This is a genomic window from Microvirga sp. HS2, from assembly GCF_055792805.1.
Genome location: NZ_JBVVAJ010000004.1, coordinates 189,333 through 207,425 on the forward strand (window position 1 = coordinate 189,333; position 18,093 = coordinate 207,425).

Sequence of the window (18,093 nt, forward strand, 5' to 3'; positions counted from 1 at the left end):
TCGTCAACCGATGCGCCTTCCTGCCAAGGGGCATCCGGATGGCGGATTTGGTGACCAGTTTGAGCAAGGACCCCGATTCGCGCCTCCTCCGGAGCGACCCAGACCGAGGTCCTCGGGTCCTGATCTACAGCCACGACACCTTCGGCCTCGGCCATCTGCGCCGGTCGCGGGCCCTTGCCAATGCCATCGTCGATGACCAGCCCGACGCTTCGGTGGTGATCATCTCGGGCTCGCCCGTCATCGGCAATTTCGAGTTCGGCAGCGGTGTCGATTACATTCGTATCCCGGGCGTCACGAAGCTGCCGGACGGCGACTATCGCAGCCTCAACCTCAACGTGAACCTGGACGAGGCGGTCGGCCTGCGCCAGGCGATCATCCTTCAGACAGCGAAGGCCTTCCGGCCCGACGTGTTCATCGTCGACAAGGAGCCCACGGGCTTTCGCGGCGAGGTCCTGCCTGCGCTCGACTATCTCAAGGCGGCGGGCTGCCGCCTCGTGCTCGGCATCCGCGACGTGATGGACGAGCCGAGCCTTCTCGTCCCCGAATGGGAGCGCAAGGGAGCGAAGGCGGCCCTCATCCGCTATTACGACGAAATCTGGGTCTACGGCCTCAAGGACGTGTATCAGCCGCTCGAGGCCCTCGATCTGCCGGCGGAGGTGAGCAGGCGCGTCACCTATACCGGCTATCTGCGCCGCGAGGTGCCGCCCACCCCGTCGCTGACGCGCTATCCGAAGATCACCAAGCAGCCCTTCATACTCGTGACCACCGGCGGCGGCGGTGACGGAGACGACCTCATCGATTGGGTGATCTCGGCCTACGAGGCCGATCCGGGCCTGGAGCAGCCCGCGCTGATCCTGTTCGGCCCGTTCATCGACCGCGACAAGCGCCGCGCCTTCGTGGAGCGCATCGCCAAGCAGCCGAAACTCGACGTCATGTCCTTCGACAACAAGATCGAACGGCTCATGAAGAAAGCCGACGCCATCCTGGCCATGGGCGGCTACAACACGTTCTGCGAGGCGCTGTCCTTCGACAAGCGCACGCTGATCGTGCCGCGCACCCGGCCGCGCCTCGAGCAATATATTCGCGCCGTCGAGGCCGAACGCCTCGGCCTCGTGCGGATGCTGAGCGATTACAAGGAGCCGCGCACGCCGGAGCGCATGGCCGAAGCCCTGCGCAACCTCTCCTCGCAGCCCCGGCCGTCCGAGGTGACCATTCCCGGCCTCCTCGATGGGCTTGACCGGGTGCAGGAGCGGCTTAAGGCTCTCCTCGAACCGACCCCCCTGTTCAAGCCCGCCTATCGTCAGGCGGCCGAGTAAAACATTCTGATGCTTCCCTCCCCTGAAGCCCGGCGGATCGCCATCGTCGTGAAGGGCTATCCGCGCCTGTCCGAGACCTTCATCGCGCAGGAAATCCTGGCCCTCGAAGAGCGGGGGCTCGATCTTGAGATCTGGTCCCTGCGCCACCCGACCGAGCGGGCCGTGCATCCCATGAACAAGAAGATCAGGGCACGGGTGACCTATCTGCCGGAATATCTCTACGAGGAGCCGCTGCGCGTTCTCAAAGGCGCTTTCTGGAGCATCGGAAAAAGCGGGTTCGGCCCGATGCTCAAGGCGTTCTGGCGCGATTTGAAACGGGACTTCACGGCAAACCGCATCCGCCGCCTGGGTCAGGCCTTCGTCATGGCACGGGAGCTGCCCGCGCAGGTGAGGCATCTCCACGTCCATTATCTTCACACGCCGGCTTCCGTCGTGCGCTACGCGGCGCTTCTGACCGGCCGCACCTGGACCTTCTCGGCCCATGCGAAGGACATCTGGACGACGCCCGACTGGGAAAAGCGGGAAAAGATGCAGGAGGCCCTCTGGGGCGTCACCTGCACGGCGCACGGCGCCGAGAACCTGCAGGCCCTGTCGTCCGCAGGCCGTGTCTCGCTCGTCTATCACGGACTCGACCTCTCGCGCTTTCCCGCTCCCCCCGAGAGCCGCCCGGAGCGCGACGGCACCAATCCCATGGATCCCGTGAGAATCGTTTCCGTGGGACGCGCGGTGGCCAAGAAGGGCTACGGCGACCTCATCCAGGCGCTTGCCGCCCTACCGGGCGACCTGCACTGGCGCTTCGCCCATGTGGGCGGCGGCGACCTTCTGAACAGCCTCAAGAAGCAGGCGCAGGAGGCGGGCATCGCCGACAAGGTCGCGTTCCTGGGCCCGAAGGCTCAGCCCGACATCATCGCGCTGCTGCGCGAGGCGGATCTCTTCGTGCTGCCGTCCAAGAAAGCGGCCTCCGGCGACCGGGACGGGCTTCCGAACGTGATCATGGAAGCGGCGAGCCAGAGGCTCACCATCGTCGCGACGGACTTTGCCGGCATTCCCGAATTCATCCGCGACGGCGCGGACGGCGAACTCGTGGCTCCCGGCGATTGGACGGCCCTGTCGAATGCGCTCAACCTTCTCGCGCGGGAGCCCGCGAAGCGGACGATGCTGGGCGACGCGGCCTATCAGCGTCTTCGCCAGGATTTCTCGATGGAGGGCGGCATCGACCTGCTCGAAGGCCGCTTCCGCACTCTTGTCGGCAACCCGTCGAAACAGTCGGAGCCCGTGTGAGCGCCCGTCGGCCCGTTGCGTTCTATGCCCCCCTGAAAAGCCCGGGCCATCCCCTTCCCTCGGGCGACCGCACCATGGCGCGGCTCATGATGAAGGCCCTCGATCAGGCCGGCTTCGTACCGCAGCTCGCAAGCGAATTGCGCACGCTCGACAAAGCCGGTGACGGACGGGTCCAGGAGGCGCTGAAGCGGCAATCCCTGGCCGAGGCCTCCCGCCTCGCCGCGCATTACGGCGCCCTTCCCGAGGACGAACGGCCCTGCCTCTGGTTCACCTATCACGTGCATTACAAAGCCCCCGACTGGATCGGCCCGCATGTCAGCAAGGCCCTCAACATCCCTTATGTGATCGCCGAAGGCTCCCGTGCCCCCAAGCGCGCGCAGGGCCCGTGGGCTCTGGGGCATGCGGGAGCGGAGGAAGCCCTCGACCATGCCGACGCGATCTTCGTGATGACGGCCAAGGACCGGGTCGCGCTGGAGCGCGCCCGCCCGTCGCAGCAGGCGTTGATCGACCTGCCGCCCTTCATGGATGCTGGGGAATGGCCGAAGCCCGCGCCCACGGGAGATTTCCACGAGCCGCGGCTTCTCGCCGTTGCCATGATGCGCGAGGGCGACAAGCTCGCGTCCTATCGCATTCTCGCGGACGCGCTTGCGCGCATGACGCATCTTCCGTGGCACCTCGATATCGGGGGCGATGGCGAAGCGCGCCTGGAGATCGAGCACGTATTCGCGCCGCTCGCACACCGGATTCGCTTCCATGGACAGATCGACGACAGGAGCCGTCTCGCCGCGCTCTATGGAGATGCCGATCTGCTCGTCTGGCCCGCGGTGAACGAGGCCTACGGCATGGTGTTTCTGGAGGCGCAGCTCTTCGGATGCGCCGTCGTCGCGGGCAATTTCGGGGGAGTGGCCAGCGTCGTGAAGAATGGAGAGACTGGAGTCTTGACTGCGCCGGGCGATGCGGCTGCACTCTCGGAGGCCATGACAGACTTGATCGAACATCCGGAACGGCTTCGAGCGCTCGGCGCCAATGCGCAGCGCTTCGTGAGCGACGAACGTAATCTCGACGGCGCCGCCAATCGTCTGCGCGAGGCGCTCACCTCTCTTTCGGCATCGGGAGGAGCCCGGCCTTGCGCGTCCTGATCGTCGTCACGCATCTCCTGGGAGCGGGCCACCTCACGCGCGCCGCGGCGCTCGCGCGCGCCTTCGCCGAGGCGGGGCATGACACCACCCTGATATCCGGCGGCGGCCCCGTTCAACCGGAAGGACTCGGCGGCGTCACCTTCGTTCAGCTGCCGCCGGTCCGGACGATCGGCACGGATTTCAAGACCCTGCTCGATGAGGAGGGCGCGCCCGTTCACAACTTCCATCTGGCGGAGCGGCGCATCCTGCTTCTCGACACCTTGAGAGCGGTCCGCCCGGACATCCTCGTCACCGAACTCTTTCCCTTCGGCCGCCGCGTTCTGGCGGATGAGTTCATGACGCTCCTCAAGGATGCGCGGAGCCTCTCTCCGCGCCCGCTCGTCCTCTGCTCGATCCGCGACATCCTCGCCTCGCCCTCGAAGCCGGAACGCGTCGAGGAGACCCATGCGCGCCTCCTCGAAGGCTACGACGCCGTGCTCGTCCACGGCGATCCCCACATCGTGCCCCTAGACGCCACCTGGCCGGTCGACGAGCGCATCCGCGCGCTCGTCCGCTATACGGGATACGTCGATGAGAACGCCGCTCCCTTGGAGGAGGGAGAACGCAGGGGCATTCTCGTGTCCGGCGGATCGAGCGCGGCCAGCCTTCCACTTTATCGCGCAGCCCTCGCAGCCGCGCAGGAGATCCCCGACGAACCCTGGCGCATCCTGGTCGGGCGCGGCGTCGGCGAGGCCGATTTTCTGGCCCTTCGTGACCATGCGCCCGCCCATGCGACGGTCGAGCGTGCGAGACCCGATTTCCGCGCGCTTCTCGCACGAGCGGAATTGTCCGTCAGCCAGGCCGGCTACAACACGGTCGTCGACCTTCTGCGCAGCAACGTCAAAGCGGTTCTCGTTCCCTTCGAGGCCGGTCACGAAACCGAGCAGCGCCTGCGCGCGGAACGGCTGAAGGTTCTCGGGCTGGCCGAGATCGTGCCTGAGGCGGACCTCTCTCCCCGCCGCCTCGCCGACGCCGTGCGGCAATGTCTGGCGCGGCGGTTCCAACCGGCCCCGCGGATCGCTCTCGACGGCGCCCGCGAGAGCGTCGCCATTGCGGAAAGCCTCGTCCTCGCCCGCCCTGTCCTTCACCGCCGCATCGACTGGTCGCCGGTGGATCGGGCGCTCGCCCGGGCGAGGGATCGCGGCTGCCCCATCCGGTTCTGGTGGCGCGACGACGACGCGGTGGCCGATACGCCCGGGCTCGACCGCCTCCTCGCCCTGAGCGCCAGCGCCCAGGCCGGTCTCGCGCTCGCCGTCGTTCCCCGCCGCCTCGAAGCCTCCCTCGGCGAGCGCCTCCGGCACGAGGGGAAGGCCTTCGCCTTCGTGCACGGCTGGTCCCACGCCAATCATGCCCCCGCCGGGGAGAAGAAGGCGGAATTCGGCCGTCACCGGCCCGTCGAGGTGATGGAAATGGAAGCGGAGCAGGCCCTGCACGCCGCGCGGGAGAAGCTCGGCCGCAAGCTCCTGCCGGTCTTCGTTCCCCCGTGGAACCGGATTTCGCCCGAGCTTTCGCGTCATCTGCCCCGCTCGGGCTTCACGGCTCTTTCGACGTTCGGCGAACGGAAGGCCGCCTCCCCTGCCGAAGGCCTGCTCCAGGTCAACACGCATATCGATCCGGTCGACTGGCACGGGACCCGGAGCCTGGCCGATCGGGATCGGCTCGTCGCGCAGATCGCCGCTGCCATCGACCGCAGGGCCAACGGCGACGCGGACTCGGACGAGCCTATCGGGCTTCTGACGCATCATCTGGTTCATGACCAAGCCATCTGGGCCTTCTGCGAGGCGCTGATCATGCACCTCGCCGTCCGGCAGATCCCTCTTCTGCGCCCCGACGAAGCGTTTTCGGCAAGGAACAGGATCACAGCCTTGGCTTGATGCGTTATGATGAAGACCAACAGGAGGAGCTCATGGACGCGCCGCTCCTGTCGATCCGTCAGCTGACGGTCGACTTCCACACCGATACCGGGGATTTCCGGGCGGTGGACGGCCTGTCCTTCGACATTCCGAAGGGCCGGACGGTGGCGCTCGTGGGCGAGTCCGGCTCCGGCAAGTCGGTGACGGCTCAATCCATTCTCCAGATCCTGCCGAAGAAGGCGCGGATCTCGGGCGGCTCCATCGTCTTCAACGATACGACCCTGGACGCCCCGGTCGACATCGCTTCCCTCGCGCCCGAGAGCGACGCGATGCATCAGCTGCGCGGCGGGCGCATCGCCATGATCTTCCAGGAGCCGATGACGTCGCTCTCGCCCCTGCACACGATCGGCGACCAGATCTCCGAAGCGCTCCTGATCCACGCCAGCGTGAACCGGGCCAAGGCGCTGCAGCGCACGGCGGAGGTGCTGGCGCGGGTCGGCTTTCCCGATCCGAAGCGGGCGCTTCGCGCCTATCCCTTCGAATTGTCCGGCGGCCTACGCCAGCGCGCCATGATCGCCATGGCCCTGATCACGCGCCCCGCCCTCCTGATCGCCGACGAACCGACCACCGCCCTCGACGTGACGACGCAGGCCCAGATCCTCGATCTCATCAAGGAGCTCCAGGCCGAGACGGGCATGTCGGTGCTGCTGATCACCCACGACCTGGGCGTCGTGGCGAACATCGCCGACGAGGTCGTGGTGATGTATCGCGGCAGGACTATGGAGGCAGGCTCGCGCGAGGACATCTTCCGCAATCCCCAGCACCCCTATCTCCAGGCGCTCATGCGGGCCGTCCCGCGCTTCGCCATGGCGGAGAACGAGCGCCTGACCCCCATCCGCGAGGTCAAAAGCACGGCCCTGGCGCGGGTGCATGCTCCCGAGAGACCGGAGCCTCAGGGTCCGATCCTCAAGGCGGAAGGATTGACGAAGTGCTTCACCCTGCGGTCCGGCAGCTTCTTCGGCAAGCCGCGCACCATCCGTGCCGTGAACGAAGTCGATCTGGCCTTGCCGGTCGGACGCACGCTGGGTCTCGTCGGGGAATCCGGCTGCGGAAAGACCACGGTGTCGAAGATGATCATGCGCGCCATCGAACCGGATGCAGGACGCGTCCTGTTCGACGACGGCACCGGCCCCAAGGACGTTCACCGCCTCGAAGGCGAGGAGCTGACGGCTTATCGGCGCTCCGTGCAGTTCATCTTTCAGGATCCGTTCTCGTCGCTCAATCCGCGCATGACGGTCTATGAGCTTCTCACCGAGCCGCTTCGCATTCACGACATCGGCACCTCCGACGAGCGCTATCAGCGCGTGAAGCAGCTGCTCGACCTCGTGGGTCTCGACCGGCGCTCGCTGCGCCGCTATCCACATTCCTTCTCGGGCGGGCAGCGCCAGCGCCTCGGCATCGCGCGGGCACTGGCGCTCGAACCGCGCGTGCTCCTGTGCGACGAGCCGGTCTCGGCCCTCGACGTGTCCGTGCAGGCCCAGGTTCTGAACCTGCTCAAGGATCTCCAGTCGGCCCTCGGACTCTCCTATCTCTTCGTGTCGCACAACCTCGCCGTGGTGGATTACATCGCCGACACCATCGCGGTGATGTGCCGGGGCTACATCGTCGAGGAAGCGCCGAAATCCTCGCTCTTCCGCAATCCCGTTCATCCCTACACGCAGGCGCTCCTCGCGGCCGTGCCGGATCCCGACCTCGACCGCCCGCTCGATTTCGCGAAGCTGCGGGCCGACGGCTTCTCGAATCCTGCGGAATGGCCCGAGCCCTTCCGCATCCCGGACGGCGAATTCGGCACGATGGAAGAGATCGAGCCCGGCCATAAAATCCGCCTGGGACGCGCCCGGACGCAGGAGGCCGCGTGATGATGCCCTGGCTGCGAACGGCGCCTCTCGCTCTCTCCCTCGTCCTGGCCTGCATGGTCTTTGCGATGCCCGCCGGAGCGCAGGACCTGCAGGAGACACCCTATTTCAAGAAACACGACAGGAAGCTGCCGCCGATCACCGAGCGCGTTCCCGCGACTCCGCTCGTCGTCGAAGCGACGGGCCAGCCCGGCGGCGACATCGTGACCCTCGTGCCGCGGGCCCGCGACATCCGCTACCTCTCGACCTATTCCTACACGCGCCTCGTCGGCTACGACAGGCATCTGGAGCTTCAGCCCGATCTGCTCGAATCCTACGACAATCAGGGCGACATGGTCTTCACCTTCACCCTGCGCGCCGGCCATCGCTGGTCGGACGGGACGCCCTTCACCACCGAGGATTTCCGGTACTACTGGGAGGACGTCGCTCTCAACAAGGACCTGTCGCCGGCCGGCCCCCCCGAATTCATGCTGGTGGACGGAAAGCCGCCGCGCGTCGAGGTGATCGACGAGCGCAGGATCCGCTACAGCTGGGACAAGCCCAACCCGCGCTTCCTGCCGCAGCTCGCGGGCCCCATCGATCCCGGGATCTACCGGGCGTCGAAATACCTCAAGCAGTTCCACGCGAAATACGCCGACCAGGCGTCCCTGGACGAGAAGGCCAAGCAGCAGAAGCTGAAATCCTGGTCCGCCCTCCACAACCGCATGGACGACATGAAGGAGCAGACGAACCCGGACCTGCCGACCCTCATGCCCTGGCGCGTAACGAACGCCGCGCCCGCCAACCGCTTCGTGTTCGAGCGCAATCCCTATTATCACCGCGTCGACAGGAAAGGGCATCAGCTCCCCTATCTCGATCGCATCATCATGGATGTCTCCTCGGGCGGCCTCTTCGCGGCCAAGGCCAATGCGGGAGAAACGGATCTCCTGTTCCGCGGCCTTTCCATGGGTGACATACCGGTGCTCAAGGAGGGCGAAAAGGTGCAGGGCTACAAGACCCTGCTCTGGCCCTATGCGCGCGGCACGGAGCTGGCGCTCTACCCCGATCTCAACGCAGTCGACCCGGTCTGGCGCCAGCTCAACCGCGATGTCCGTTTCCGCCGCGCCCTGTCTCTGGGCATCGACCGCAAGACCCTGAACAACGCCCTGCTCTTCGGCCTCGGGACGGAGGGCAACAACACGGTGGTGCCGGAAAGCCCGCTCTTCTCGCCCGAGCTGCGCACGCTGAACGCCGAGTACGACCCCGCCCAAGCCTCGCGCCTCCTCGATGAGATCGGCCTGACGAAGCGCAACGGCGCGGGCTTCCGCCTGCTGCCGGACGGACGCGAGCTCGAGATCATCGTCGAGACCGACGGCGAGAGCAGCCTCGTGGTGGACGGCTTGACCCTGATCGGCGAATTCTGGCGCGAGATTGGCGTGCGGCTGTTCGTCAAGCCGCAGGACCGCACGGTCCTGCGCAACCGCGCCTTCGCCGGCCTGACGGTGATGGTCGCCGCTCCCGGCCTCGACAACGCCGTTCCCACCGCGATCATGCCGCCGACGGAATTCGCCCCCATGCGCCAGGACAACTACGCCTGGCCCAAATGGGGCCAGTACATCGAGACCAAGGGCATGAACGGCGAGGCCATCGATCTGCCCGAGGCGAAGCGCCTTGCGGATCTCTACGAAGCCTGGATGGGGACGGCGGACAAAGCCGAGCAGACCCGGATCTGGCAGGAGATGCTCCGCAACCACGCGGAAAACCAATGGGTGATCGGCACGATCTCCGGCGCCCTCCAACCGATCGTGACACGCAACGGATTGCAGGGACTTCCCGCGAAGGCGCTCTACAGCTGGGAACCCACGGCCATGCTCGGCATCTACCGCGTCGACGAGATCCATTGGAACAAGGCCGCGGGCAAAGAGGCGCGCCGATGATCCGTTTCCTGCTGCGTCGCCTCGTCACCATGGCGGTCACGCTCCTCATCATCTCGGCCCTCGTGTTCTTCATCATCAAGCTGCCGCCGGGAGACTTCCTCTCCAATCTGATCTTCGAGCTGCGCGCGCAGAACGACAACGCCTCCATCGCCAAGGCCGAATTCCTGATCAAGCAATACGCTCTCGACCGGCCCGCCTGGGAACAATACCTGATCTGGCTCGGTGCGATGCCGGGGCCGAACGGCTTCTCGGGCCTTCTTCAAGGCGATTGGGGCTGGTCCTTCGAATACGACAGGCCTGTGGTGGAGGTCGTGGGCGACGCCCTGTGGCTGACGCTTCTGGTGAACCTCGCGGCGGTCGTCTTCATCCACCTGGTCTCGATCCCCATCGCGATCTATTCCGCGACGCGGCAATATTCCGTAGGCGATTACCTGGCGACCTTCATCGGCTATATCGGGCTTGCGACCCCGAGCTTCCTGCTCGCCCTCATCCTCCTCTATTATCTGAACCGCTGGTTCGGCATCTCCATCGGCGGCCTCTACGATTCCAAGTTCGCGGGCGAGCCCTGGACCTGGCCCAAGATCCAGTCCTTCCTCGCGCATCTCATCGTCCCCACCATCGTCATCGGGCTCGCGGGCACGGCTTCGATGATCCGTCGCATGCGCGCAAACCTGCTCGACGAGCTCGGAAAGCAATATTACGTGACGGCGAAGGCCAAGGGCCTCGGGCCCACCAAGGCCCTCCTGAAATATCCCTTCCGCATGTCGCTCAATCCCTTCGTCGCCGATATCGGCAACCTCCTGCCGCATCTGGTCTCCGGATCGGTGCTGGTCTCGCTGGTGTTGAGCCTTCCGACCGTGGGCCCCATTCTGCTGAGCGCCTTGAAGAACCAGGACCAGTTCCTGGCCGGCTTCATCCTGATGTTCGTCGCCGTGCTCACCGTCGTGGGCATGCTGATCTCCGATCTTCTCCTGGCCTGGATCGATCCGCGGATCCGCACGGGAGGCGGGCGATGAACACGCTCCAAACCCGCGCACGTCATTACGTCGATCCGACGCCCTTCGATCCAGGAGCGACGGAACCCATCGGCACGGAGAACGAGAGCTTCTACCGCGCCTCGTCGTGGCAGCTCATGTGGTGGAAGTTCCGCCGCCACAAGGTGGCGGTCGCGGCGGCCTTCGTGCTGCTCGCGTGCTACCTCGTCGTGCCCTTCGTCGAGATCATCGCCCCCTACAACCAGACGAAACGCCACGGCGATTTCCTCTACGCGCCGCCGCAGCCGATTCATCTCGTGCACGAGGGCCGCCTCGTCGGCCCCTACGTGTATCCTTACAAGTTCACCTTCGACCTGGAGACGTTCCGCCGCGTCTACACCGTCGACCGATCCCAGCCGCAGCCGATCCGTTTCCTCTGCCGGGGCGATGCTTACGCGTTCTGGGGTGTCTGGAACACGGATTTTCATCTCGTCTGCCCGCCCGAGAACGGCACCATGTTCGTTCTCGGCACCGACCGGCTGGGACGCGACCTGTTCTCGCGCATCACCTACGGCGCACGCATCTCGCTCACCATCGGCATCATCGGCATCGCCGTATCCTTCGCGCTCGGCCTCCTGTTCGGCGGCCTGGCGGGCTATCTCGGCGGCTGGGTCGATCACGTGATCCAGCGCATGATCGAGATTCTGCGCTCCCTGCCGGAGCTGCCCCTCTGGCTCGCGCTCTCAGCCGCTCTGCCGCCGAACTGGAGCCCGATCCTCGTCTTCTTCGGCATCACGATCATCCTCGGCCTCCTCGACTGGCCGGGACTGGCGCGCGCCGTCCGCTCCAAGCTCCTGGCGCTGCGCGAGGAGGATTTCGTGAAGGCCGCCGAGCTGATGGGCGCCTCCAAGAAGCGCATCATCGCGCGCCATCTCATCCCGAACTTCATGAGCCATCTGATCGCCTCGGCGACGCTCTCGATTCCCTCCATGATCCTCGGCGAGACCGCCCTCTCCTTCCTCGGCCTGGGCCTGCGCCCGCCCGTGACGAGCTGGGGCGTGCTGCTCAACGAGGCCCAGAACCTCGCCGCCGTGCAGCTTCACCCCTGGCTGCTCTTTCCCATGGTCCCCGTCATCATCGTGGTGCTCGCCTTCAACTTCATGGGCGACGGTCTGCGCGACGCGGCGGATCCGTACCATTGATCGGACGATGATGTGCTGGAGCGTCTCAAACATCGGCTCGCCGACTGGCTCGGCATCCCGCGGCTGAACCATGCGGTGTCGTTCCTGCTGATGCGGGACCTGAACGTGCTGTCCTCAGCGCCCAAGGGCGCAGACGGTCACGCGGCATTGCGAGCCGCGTTCCTGCACGTCACCGACGTGCTGAAGCCCGATATCGTGTGCGATATCGGCGCGCTCGACGGGTCGTTGTCGCTCGCAGTGCGCGACACAGCCCCGGGCTGCGAGGTCATCGCCTTCGAGGCCGATCCCGAAACCCATGCGCATCATGCTCCGGCGCTGAAGGCCCACGGCATCGACTACCGCAACCTCGCCGTCTCGGATGCCGACGGACGAGCCACGATCCATGCGCCACGCGGCCGACCCGAGGGCAAGTCCTCGCTGCTGCTGCGCAACGAGAAGATCGCCTATGACGATTACGAGGTCGAGACGCGGACTCTCGACAGCCTTTTTGCGGATCGCCCGAACCGGAGCTTCGCCCTCTGGATCGACGTCGAAGGCGCCGCCGAGCGGGTTCTCGCCGGCGCGGGCGATGTCCTGGCCCGAACGCTCGCCGTCTTCGTAGAGTGCGAGACCCTCCCCTTCTGGCAGGACGGCGGAAGCGCGGGCCATGTTGTCGAGATATTGATAGAGGCAGGCTTCGTGCCCGTGGCGCGGGATCGGGAATACGGCGACGAGCAGTTCAACGTCCTGTTCGTGGCAGGACATGCGGCGCATCGGCTTGCGCCTTCGCTGCTCCAGGCGGAGTCACCGTTACGGAGGAGTTTGATGATGCCTGCTGCGCAACAAGATCATCGCACACAGCGTAAAGGCAGCGCAGCGCATCCCCTCTCCCAGGCGGGAGAGAGGCAGGGGTGAGGGACGCAAGGTCAAAGCGATGCGCCTGCCCCAGACAGCACGACAGCCACACCGCGTCATGGCCGGGCTTGACCCGGCCATCCACGTCCTCGGAACAGTCGAGGCTCAAAGACGTGGATCCCCGGCACAAGGCCGGGGATGACGAGGCGAGCGATCTGGTTTGATCAGGCAATCCGTCACCTCACCTTCGCACTCCGCAGAGAGGAAACATGCCAAGAAAAAGGGCGCCCTGAGGCGCCCTTCTCGTTATTCGCTCAATGCCTTACCGGCGGCGCGGGCTCTTCTCGAGCCAAGCCACCTGGGCTCCGTCGCGCCGTCCGTCCGAAGAGCGGGCTGCGGCCGGACGGCCCTGTTGGGAGCGCTGGCCCTGTGCGGGCTTCTGGCCCTGCGCGGCGCGCTGCTGCTGATGGGCCCCGGGATGGCCGCCCTGCGGCTGGGCTCCCGGCTGGGCTCCCCCCGGCTTGCCCCCGCGCCGGCGGCGCTTGGGGCCGCTCGAAGCATTGGGATCGGCCTGGCGGGACTGGCCGTGCCCCTGCTGCCCACGGGCATGCGGAGCCGGACGACCGCGTTGCGGCTCGCGACGCTCGGACGTCTCTGAAGCGGCCGGGGCGGCAGGCAGCCCTTCGGGCAGCGGCATGACCGGCACCTTCAGGCGCGTCAGCTTCTCGATATCCTTCAGATAGGCCTTTTCCTCGTCGTTGCAGAACGAGATCGCGAGGCCCGAAGCTCCGGCGCGCGCGGTGCGGCCGATGCGGTGAACGTAGGATTCCGGCACGTTCGGCACGTCGTAGTTGATGACGTGGGTCACGCCTTCGACGTCGATGCCGCGCGCGGCGATGTCGGTCGCCACCAGAACCCGGCACGAGCCGTCACGGAAGCCCGCCAGGGCGCGCTCGCGCTGCGGCTGGGATTTGTTGCCGTGAATGGCCGCGCCGACGATGCCAGCCTTGTCGAGGCCGCGCACGACCTTGTCCGCGCCGTGCTTGGTGCGGGTGAAGACGAGCACGCGGTCGATGGCCGGGTCGCGCAGGAGCGTTTCGAGCAGAACCTGCTTGCGGTTCGTGGGCACGAAGATGACGCTCTGGTCCACGCGCTCGGCGGTGGTGGCGACGGGCGTCACAGCCACATGGGCCGGATCGCGCAGGAAGGAATCGGCCAGCGTCGAGATCGTCTTCGGCATCGTGGCCGAGAAGAACAGGCTCTGGCGCTCCTTCGGCAGCAGGGTCACGATGCGCTTCAGCGCATGGATGAAGCCGAGATCGAGCATCTGGTCGGCCTCGTCGAGGACGAGGATCTCGATGTCCCTCAAGGACAGCGACCTGCGATCCACGAGGTCGATCAGGCGGCCGGGCGTAGCCACGAGCACGTCGACGCCGTTTGCGAGCGCCTTCTCCTGGCGGGAGATGGTGACGCCGCCGAACACCACTTCCGTGGTGAGCCTGAGGTTGCGGCCATAGGCCTTGAAGCTGTCGGCGATCTGGCCGGAGAGCTCGCGGGTCGGGCTCAGCACGAGCACGCGGGGGCTCTTGGGCTTGCGCGGCTTCGGGTTCGCGGACAGGCGATGCAGGATCGGCAGCGCGAAGGCCGCCGTCTTGCCGGTGCCGGTCTGGGCGATGCCGCAGACGTCGCGACCTTCCATGGCATAGGGGATGGTCTGGGCCTGGATGGGCGTGGGCTTCTCGTAACCCTCGGCGGCCAGGGCCTTCAGGATCGGCTGGGCCAATCCGAAATCGGTGAAGAGTGTCAAAGTGATATCGTCTTTCGAACGGATGCGGTGAGCCGCAAAGCAGGTTCGGCAGGAATGCTAAGGCGCTTCAGGGCTCTCGTGGCGACAGCCCGCGTGATGGGGCCGTCCTATGGGTCAAGCGATTGAAGAAGGGGACCGGGTTTTCGCCGTCGAGGCGAATTTCCGTCACGCAGTCCCGCTCAAGCGGCTCGGATCGAGCGCTGACGCCGTGCTGTTCATATGAGGGCTAAAGGCCTATCCGTCAACCTCGGAGCCTGACATAAAGGCTTGAACGAGTTTCACGAACCTGGGCCGGATCCGGGAATCGTGCGTCACATTCCATGTGGGAAGCCATGCGGGGCAAAGTTTTCCTGTTCGATATGGACGGCACCTTGATCGATTCCACCGAGGTCATCGAGGAGATCTGGCATCGCTGGGCGAACCGGCACGGGATCGACGGGGATGCGGTGCTCGCCAAGTCCCACGGGCGGCAGGCCGCCGAGACCGTCCGCCTCTTCGCTCCGGCCGGGACCGATCACGCGGCCGAGACGGCCTGGTTCAACGAGCAGGCCGCGCAGGGAACGGAGCGGATCAGGGCCGTTCCGGGAGCGAAGGACTTCCTCTCCCGCCTGGAGCGGCACGAATGGGCCATCGTCACGTCCGGCAAGCGCTCGCTCGCGGAGGACTGGATGGCGGCAGCGGGCCTGCCGCTGCCTCAAACCTTCATCGCGGCCGAGGACGTGTCCCGGAGCAAGCCCGACCCGGAAGGCTACCGCAAGGCGGCGCAGCTCCTGGGCTTCGATGCGAACGACGCCATCGTCTTCGAGGATGCCCAGGCGGGCATGGAGGCGGGCCGCCAAGCCGGGGCGAAGGTCGTGGGAATCGGCCCATCGAGCCACCTCGCCCATCTCGCCGACGCCTGGATTTCCGACTTCCGGCAGATCGAGCCGCTCAGGGAAGGGACGGGCGGATTCAGACTCCCTCTGTGAGGCGCCGTCGCCCTGAAACAAACCACGGCTGAAGGAACATCATGTCCGCTCCCGCCCGCCTGCCCTGGGCCTTCGTCTCCGCCCTGTCGCTGACGGTTCTGATTTCCTACGGCACGATCTTCTATGCCTTCGCGCTCTTCGTCGATCCGATGGGCCGGGACCTCGGCTGGGACAAGTCCGAGATGATGGCGGCCTACTCGCTCGCCCTCGGCACATCGGCCTTCTTCGCCGTGCCGGTCGGGCGGCTCATCGATCTGGGCTATGGCCGCGCGGTGATGACCGGCGGCTCGGTTCTGGCGGCCGCTCTCCTGGCGCTCTGGTCGCAGGTGGAAAGCTATCCCGCCTTCGTCCTCATCTGGATGGCCATGGGGCTGTCCATGAGCAGCGTGTTCTACGAGCCGGGCTTTGCGGTTCTGGCCCGCAGGCTCGGCTTCGTCGCCCGCCGGGGCATCACCTTCATGACCCTGGTCGGCGGCTTCGCGAGCACGATCTTCATCCCCCTTACCCATCTTCTCATCGAGCATCTGGGCTGGCGCAGCGCTCTCCTGGTCTTGGCCGGGTTCAACCTCTTCATCTGCGCCGTGGTGCATGCGGTCTTCATCCCCCCGGCCCTGAAGGCGCAGGCCCGCCCCGCCGGCGAGCAGCCCAGGACCCTCCCGGCGAGCGCCCGCTCCGTGCTGCGCAGGGCCTCGTTCTGGTGCTTCGTGGCGGCATCCGTGCTCCAGGGCCTGATCGCGGCGGGCCTGCCGATCCACCTGATCCCGCTGCTGACGGAAAGGGGCTACAGCCTGGAGATGGCCGTGGTCGCGTTTTCCATTATCGGCCCGGCTCAGGTGGCGGGACGCATGGCCATGGCGGCGGGAGAGCGCGCCTTCGGCATGAAGGGAACCGGAATCGTCACCCTGGGGCTAGGCGTCCTCGCCTTCGGCCTCCTGCCCCTGCTTTCCGCGGGATCCTGGCTGGTCGCCGCGTTCGCTGCGCTGTTCGGCGCCTCGAACGGCATGATGACCATCGTCCGCGCCCTCCTGCCGCCGGAGCTGTTCGGCCGCGAGAATTACGGCGTCATCCAGGGCATGATCGCGATGCCCGTGCGCCTGACCACCGCATCGGCCCCCTTTCTGTTCGGTGCGCTCTGGGCCTGGTGGGGCGGTTACACGGCGGTCATGATCCTGTGCTTGGCCATTTCGGTGGCTTCGCTCGCCTTCTTCCTGGCCGTCCTGGTGCTGCAGAAGGGGCGTGACAAGCCTGAAAATTTACTTGCGTTAGACGGCTAAAGAACTCATTTGCTCACTGACTGAATGGCTTGGTTTACAGAAAGACGCGTTCCGTGACGGCAGTAACTGATCTTCTCATCGTTGGCGGCGGCATCAACGGTGCGGGCATCGCCCGCGATGCGGTGGGCCGGGGCCTCTCCGTGGTGCTCTGCGAACAGGGCGATCTGGCGGGCTACACCTCTTCCGCGTCGACGAAGCTGATTCACGGCGGCCTGCGCTATCTAGAGTATTACGAGTTCCGTCTGGTCCGCGAGGCCCTGTTCGAGCGCGAGCGCCTGCTCAATTCCGCGCCTCACATCATCTGGCCGCTGCGCTTCATCCTGCCCCATGAGAAGGGCATCCGCCCTGCCTGGTTCGTGCGCCTCGGTCTCTTCCTCTACGACCATCTCGCCCCGCGCAAGAAGCTGCCGGGCACGGAAACGATCAAGCTCACCCGGCATCCGGCCGGCCAGGGCCTGAAGCCCGGCTTCGACACGGCCTTCGTCTATTCCGACTGCTGGGTCGAGGACAGCCGCATGGTGGCGCTCAACGCCCTCGACGCCTTCGAGAAGGGCGCGGATATCCGCGTGCGCACCAAACTCACCTCCGCCCGCCGCGAGGGCAACCTGTGGGTGGCCACCCTCCAGGACGCGGAGACGGGCGCGACCCAGGAGGTCCGCGCGAAGGTAATCGTCAATGCGGGCGGGCCCTTCGTGGCCGACGTGCTCAACGCCAAGCTCGGCCTCAACACCACGAAGAACGTGCGCCTCGTGAAGGGCAGCCACATCGTGGTGCCCAAGCTCTTTGACACGAAGGAAGCCTTCATCCTGCAGAACACGGACAAGCGCATCGTGTTCGCAATTCCCTACCAGGAGAAGTTCACCCTCATCGGCACCACCGACATCCCGGTGGAATCGGTTCCGGACAAGAAGGTCGAGATCAGCCCCGAGGAAGTGCAGTATCTCTGCAACGTGGTGAACCACTTCTTCAAGAAGCAGATGACCCCGGCTGATGTCGTGTGGAGCTATTCGGGCGTGCGCCCCCTGTTCGACGACGGCTCGTCCAACGCCTCCGCCGTGACCCGCGACTACGTGTTCGACATGGACGCGCCGCAGGGCCAGGCCCCGGTGCTGTCGATCTTCGGCGGCAAGATCACCACCTTCCGCAAGCTCGCCGAGCACGCGCTCGACGAGCTGAAGGCTTTCTTCCCGGACATGAAGCCGTCCTGGACCGAAGCAGCCAAGATGCCGGGCGGCGACATCGTCGATGCCGATTTCGACAAATTCTTCGCGGGCGTGCGCCAGCGCTGGTCCTTCCTGCCCGAGCAGCTGGCCCATCGCCTCGCCCGCGCCTATGGCACCCGCATGGTCGAGCTCATGGGCGAAGCCAAGTCCATGGCCGATCTCGGCGAGGATTTCGGCGCCGGCCTGACGGGAGCGGAAGTCGATTATCTCATGCGCCGGGAATGGGCGCGCAGCGCCGAGGACATCCTGTGGCGCCGCTCCAAGCTCGGCCTTCACGTTCCCGCTGGTGCTCCGGCCAAGATCGATGCCTATATAGCCAAGCAGAAAGCAGCATCCATCGCGGCTCAGTAA

General features: G+C 66.0%; 13 protein-coding genes. 12 read left to right on the plus strand and 1 reads right to left on the minus strand.

Annotation, left to right across the window (positions count from 1 at the left end; genetic code table 11):
- Positions 1-38 precede the first annotated feature (38 nt).
- The 9 genes from ACS5Q0_RS05940 to ACS5Q0_RS05980 are packed head-to-tail and all read left to right on the plus strand — an operon-like array spanning position 39 to position 12,530.
- A complete protein-coding gene (locus ACS5Q0_RS05940) occupies positions 39-1,316 on the plus strand; it encodes a glycosyltransferase family protein (RefSeq protein ID WP_473125688.1) in 1,278 nt (425 codons plus the stop codon).
- 9 nt (positions 1,317-1,325) lie between these two features.
- The gene (locus ACS5Q0_RS05945) at positions 1,326-2,597 is read left to right on the plus strand and encodes a glycosyltransferase family 4 protein (protein WP_473125689.1); all 1,272 of its coding nucleotides are present in this window, start codon (positions 1,326-1,328) and stop codon (positions 2,595-2,597) included.
- The gene (locus tag ACS5Q0_RS05950) at positions 2,594-3,736 is read left to right on the plus strand and encodes a glycosyltransferase family 4 protein (RefSeq protein ID WP_473125690.1); all 1,143 of its coding nucleotides are present in this window, start codon (positions 2,594-2,596) and stop codon (positions 3,734-3,736) included. Before ACS5Q0_RS05945 ends, ACS5Q0_RS05950 begins: the two co-directional genes overlap by 4 nt.
- Positions 3,724-5,649, plus strand: coding sequence for a glycosyltransferase (locus tag ACS5Q0_RS05955; protein WP_473125691.1), 1,926 nt, complete (start codon positions 3,724-3,726; stop codon positions 5,647-5,649). The genes ACS5Q0_RS05950 and ACS5Q0_RS05955 overlap by 13 nt, the downstream gene beginning before the upstream one ends.
- A gap of 32 nt (positions 5,650-5,681) precedes the next feature.
- Entirely contained in the window at positions 5,682-7,547 is a 1,866-nt protein-coding gene (locus ACS5Q0_RS05960) for an ABC transporter ATP-binding protein (protein ID WP_473125692.1), read from the plus strand.
- The gene (locus tag ACS5Q0_RS05965; RefSeq protein WP_473125693.1) at positions 7,547-9,460 is read left to right on the plus strand and encodes an ABC transporter substrate-binding protein; all 1,914 of its coding nucleotides are present in this window, start codon (positions 7,547-7,549) and stop codon (positions 9,458-9,460) included. Before ACS5Q0_RS05960 ends, ACS5Q0_RS05965 begins: the two co-directional genes overlap by 1 nt.
- Positions 9,457-10,476 (plus strand): ABC transporter permease, encoded by a 1,020-nt coding sequence (locus tag ACS5Q0_RS05970; protein WP_473125694.1) that lies wholly within the window; start codon positions 9,457-9,459, stop codon positions 10,474-10,476. The genes ACS5Q0_RS05965 and ACS5Q0_RS05970 overlap by 4 nt, the downstream gene beginning before the upstream one ends.
- Positions 10,473-11,636, plus strand: coding sequence for an ABC transporter permease (locus ACS5Q0_RS05975; RefSeq protein WP_473125695.1), 1,164 nt, complete (start codon positions 10,473-10,475; stop codon positions 11,634-11,636). The genes ACS5Q0_RS05970 and ACS5Q0_RS05975 overlap by 4 nt, the downstream gene beginning before the upstream one ends.
- Positions 11,637-11,648: 12 nt before the next feature.
- Complete coding sequence (locus tag ACS5Q0_RS05980; RefSeq protein ID WP_473125696.1) at positions 11,649-12,530, plus strand: FkbM family methyltransferase; 882 nt, start codon at positions 11,649-11,651, stop codon at positions 12,528-12,530.
- A 262-nt stretch (positions 12,531-12,792) separates the two neighbouring features.
- On the opposite strand, the gene ACS5Q0_RS05985 is transcribed toward ACS5Q0_RS05980, so the two are convergent.
- Positions 12,793-14,277: a DEAD/DEAH box helicase gene (locus ACS5Q0_RS05985; RefSeq protein ID WP_473125697.1), complete on the minus strand. Its 1,485-nt coding sequence runs from the start codon at positions 14,275-14,277 to the stop codon at positions 12,793-12,795.
- Between the two features lie 332 nt (positions 14,278-14,609).
- Here ACS5Q0_RS05985 and ACS5Q0_RS05990 point away from each other — a divergent pair, with 332 nt between their 5' ends.
- From ACS5Q0_RS05990 to ACS5Q0_RS06000, 3 genes are read left to right on the plus strand one after another with little or no spacing between them, the layout of a single operon-like run.
- Entirely contained in the window at positions 14,610-15,245 is a 636-nt protein-coding gene (locus ACS5Q0_RS05990) for an HAD family hydrolase (RefSeq protein WP_473125698.1), read from the plus strand.
- A gap of 41 nt (positions 15,246-15,286) precedes the next feature.
- Complete coding sequence (locus ACS5Q0_RS05995) at positions 15,287-16,519, plus strand: MFS transporter (RefSeq protein WP_473125699.1); 1,233 nt, start codon at positions 15,287-15,289, stop codon at positions 16,517-16,519.
- Positions 16,520-16,572: 53 nt separating this feature from the next.
- Positions 16,573-18,093: a glycerol-3-phosphate dehydrogenase gene (locus tag ACS5Q0_RS06000; RefSeq protein ID WP_473125700.1), complete on the plus strand. Its 1,521-nt coding sequence runs from the start codon at positions 16,573-16,575 to the stop codon at positions 18,091-18,093.

What these genes read in the sequence shown, in the direction of transcription:
- ACS5Q0_RS05990 (WP_473125698.1), top strand. Translation starts at nt 14,610, where the DNA reads ATGCGGGGCAAAGTTTTCCTGTTCGATATGGACGGCACCTTGATCGAT.
- ACS5Q0_RS05975 (WP_473125695.1), top strand. Translation starts at nt 10,473, where the DNA reads ATGAACACGCTCCAAACCCGCGCACGTCATTACGTCGATCCGACGCCC.
- ACS5Q0_RS05940 (WP_473125688.1), top strand. Translation starts at nt 39, where the DNA reads ATGGCGGATTTGGTGACCAGTTTGAGCAAGGACCCCGATTCGCGCCTC.
- ACS5Q0_RS05995 (WP_473125699.1), top strand. Translation starts at nt 15,287, where the DNA reads ATGTCCGCTCCCGCCCGCCTGCCCTGGGCCTTCGTCTCCGCCCTGTCG.
- ACS5Q0_RS05970 (WP_473125694.1), top strand. Translation starts at nt 9,457, where the DNA reads ATGATCCGTTTCCTGCTGCGTCGCCTCGTCACCATGGCGGTCACGCTC.
- ACS5Q0_RS05945 (WP_473125689.1), top strand. Translation starts at nt 1,326, where the DNA reads ATGCTTCCCTCCCCTGAAGCCCGGCGGATCGCCATCGTCGTGAAGGGC.
- ACS5Q0_RS05960 (WP_473125692.1), top strand. Translation starts at nt 5,682, where the DNA reads ATGGACGCGCCGCTCCTGTCGATCCGTCAGCTGACGGTCGACTTCCAC.
- ACS5Q0_RS05965 (WP_473125693.1), top strand. Translation starts at nt 7,547, where the DNA reads ATGATGCCCTGGCTGCGAACGGCGCCTCTCGCTCTCTCCCTCGTCCTG.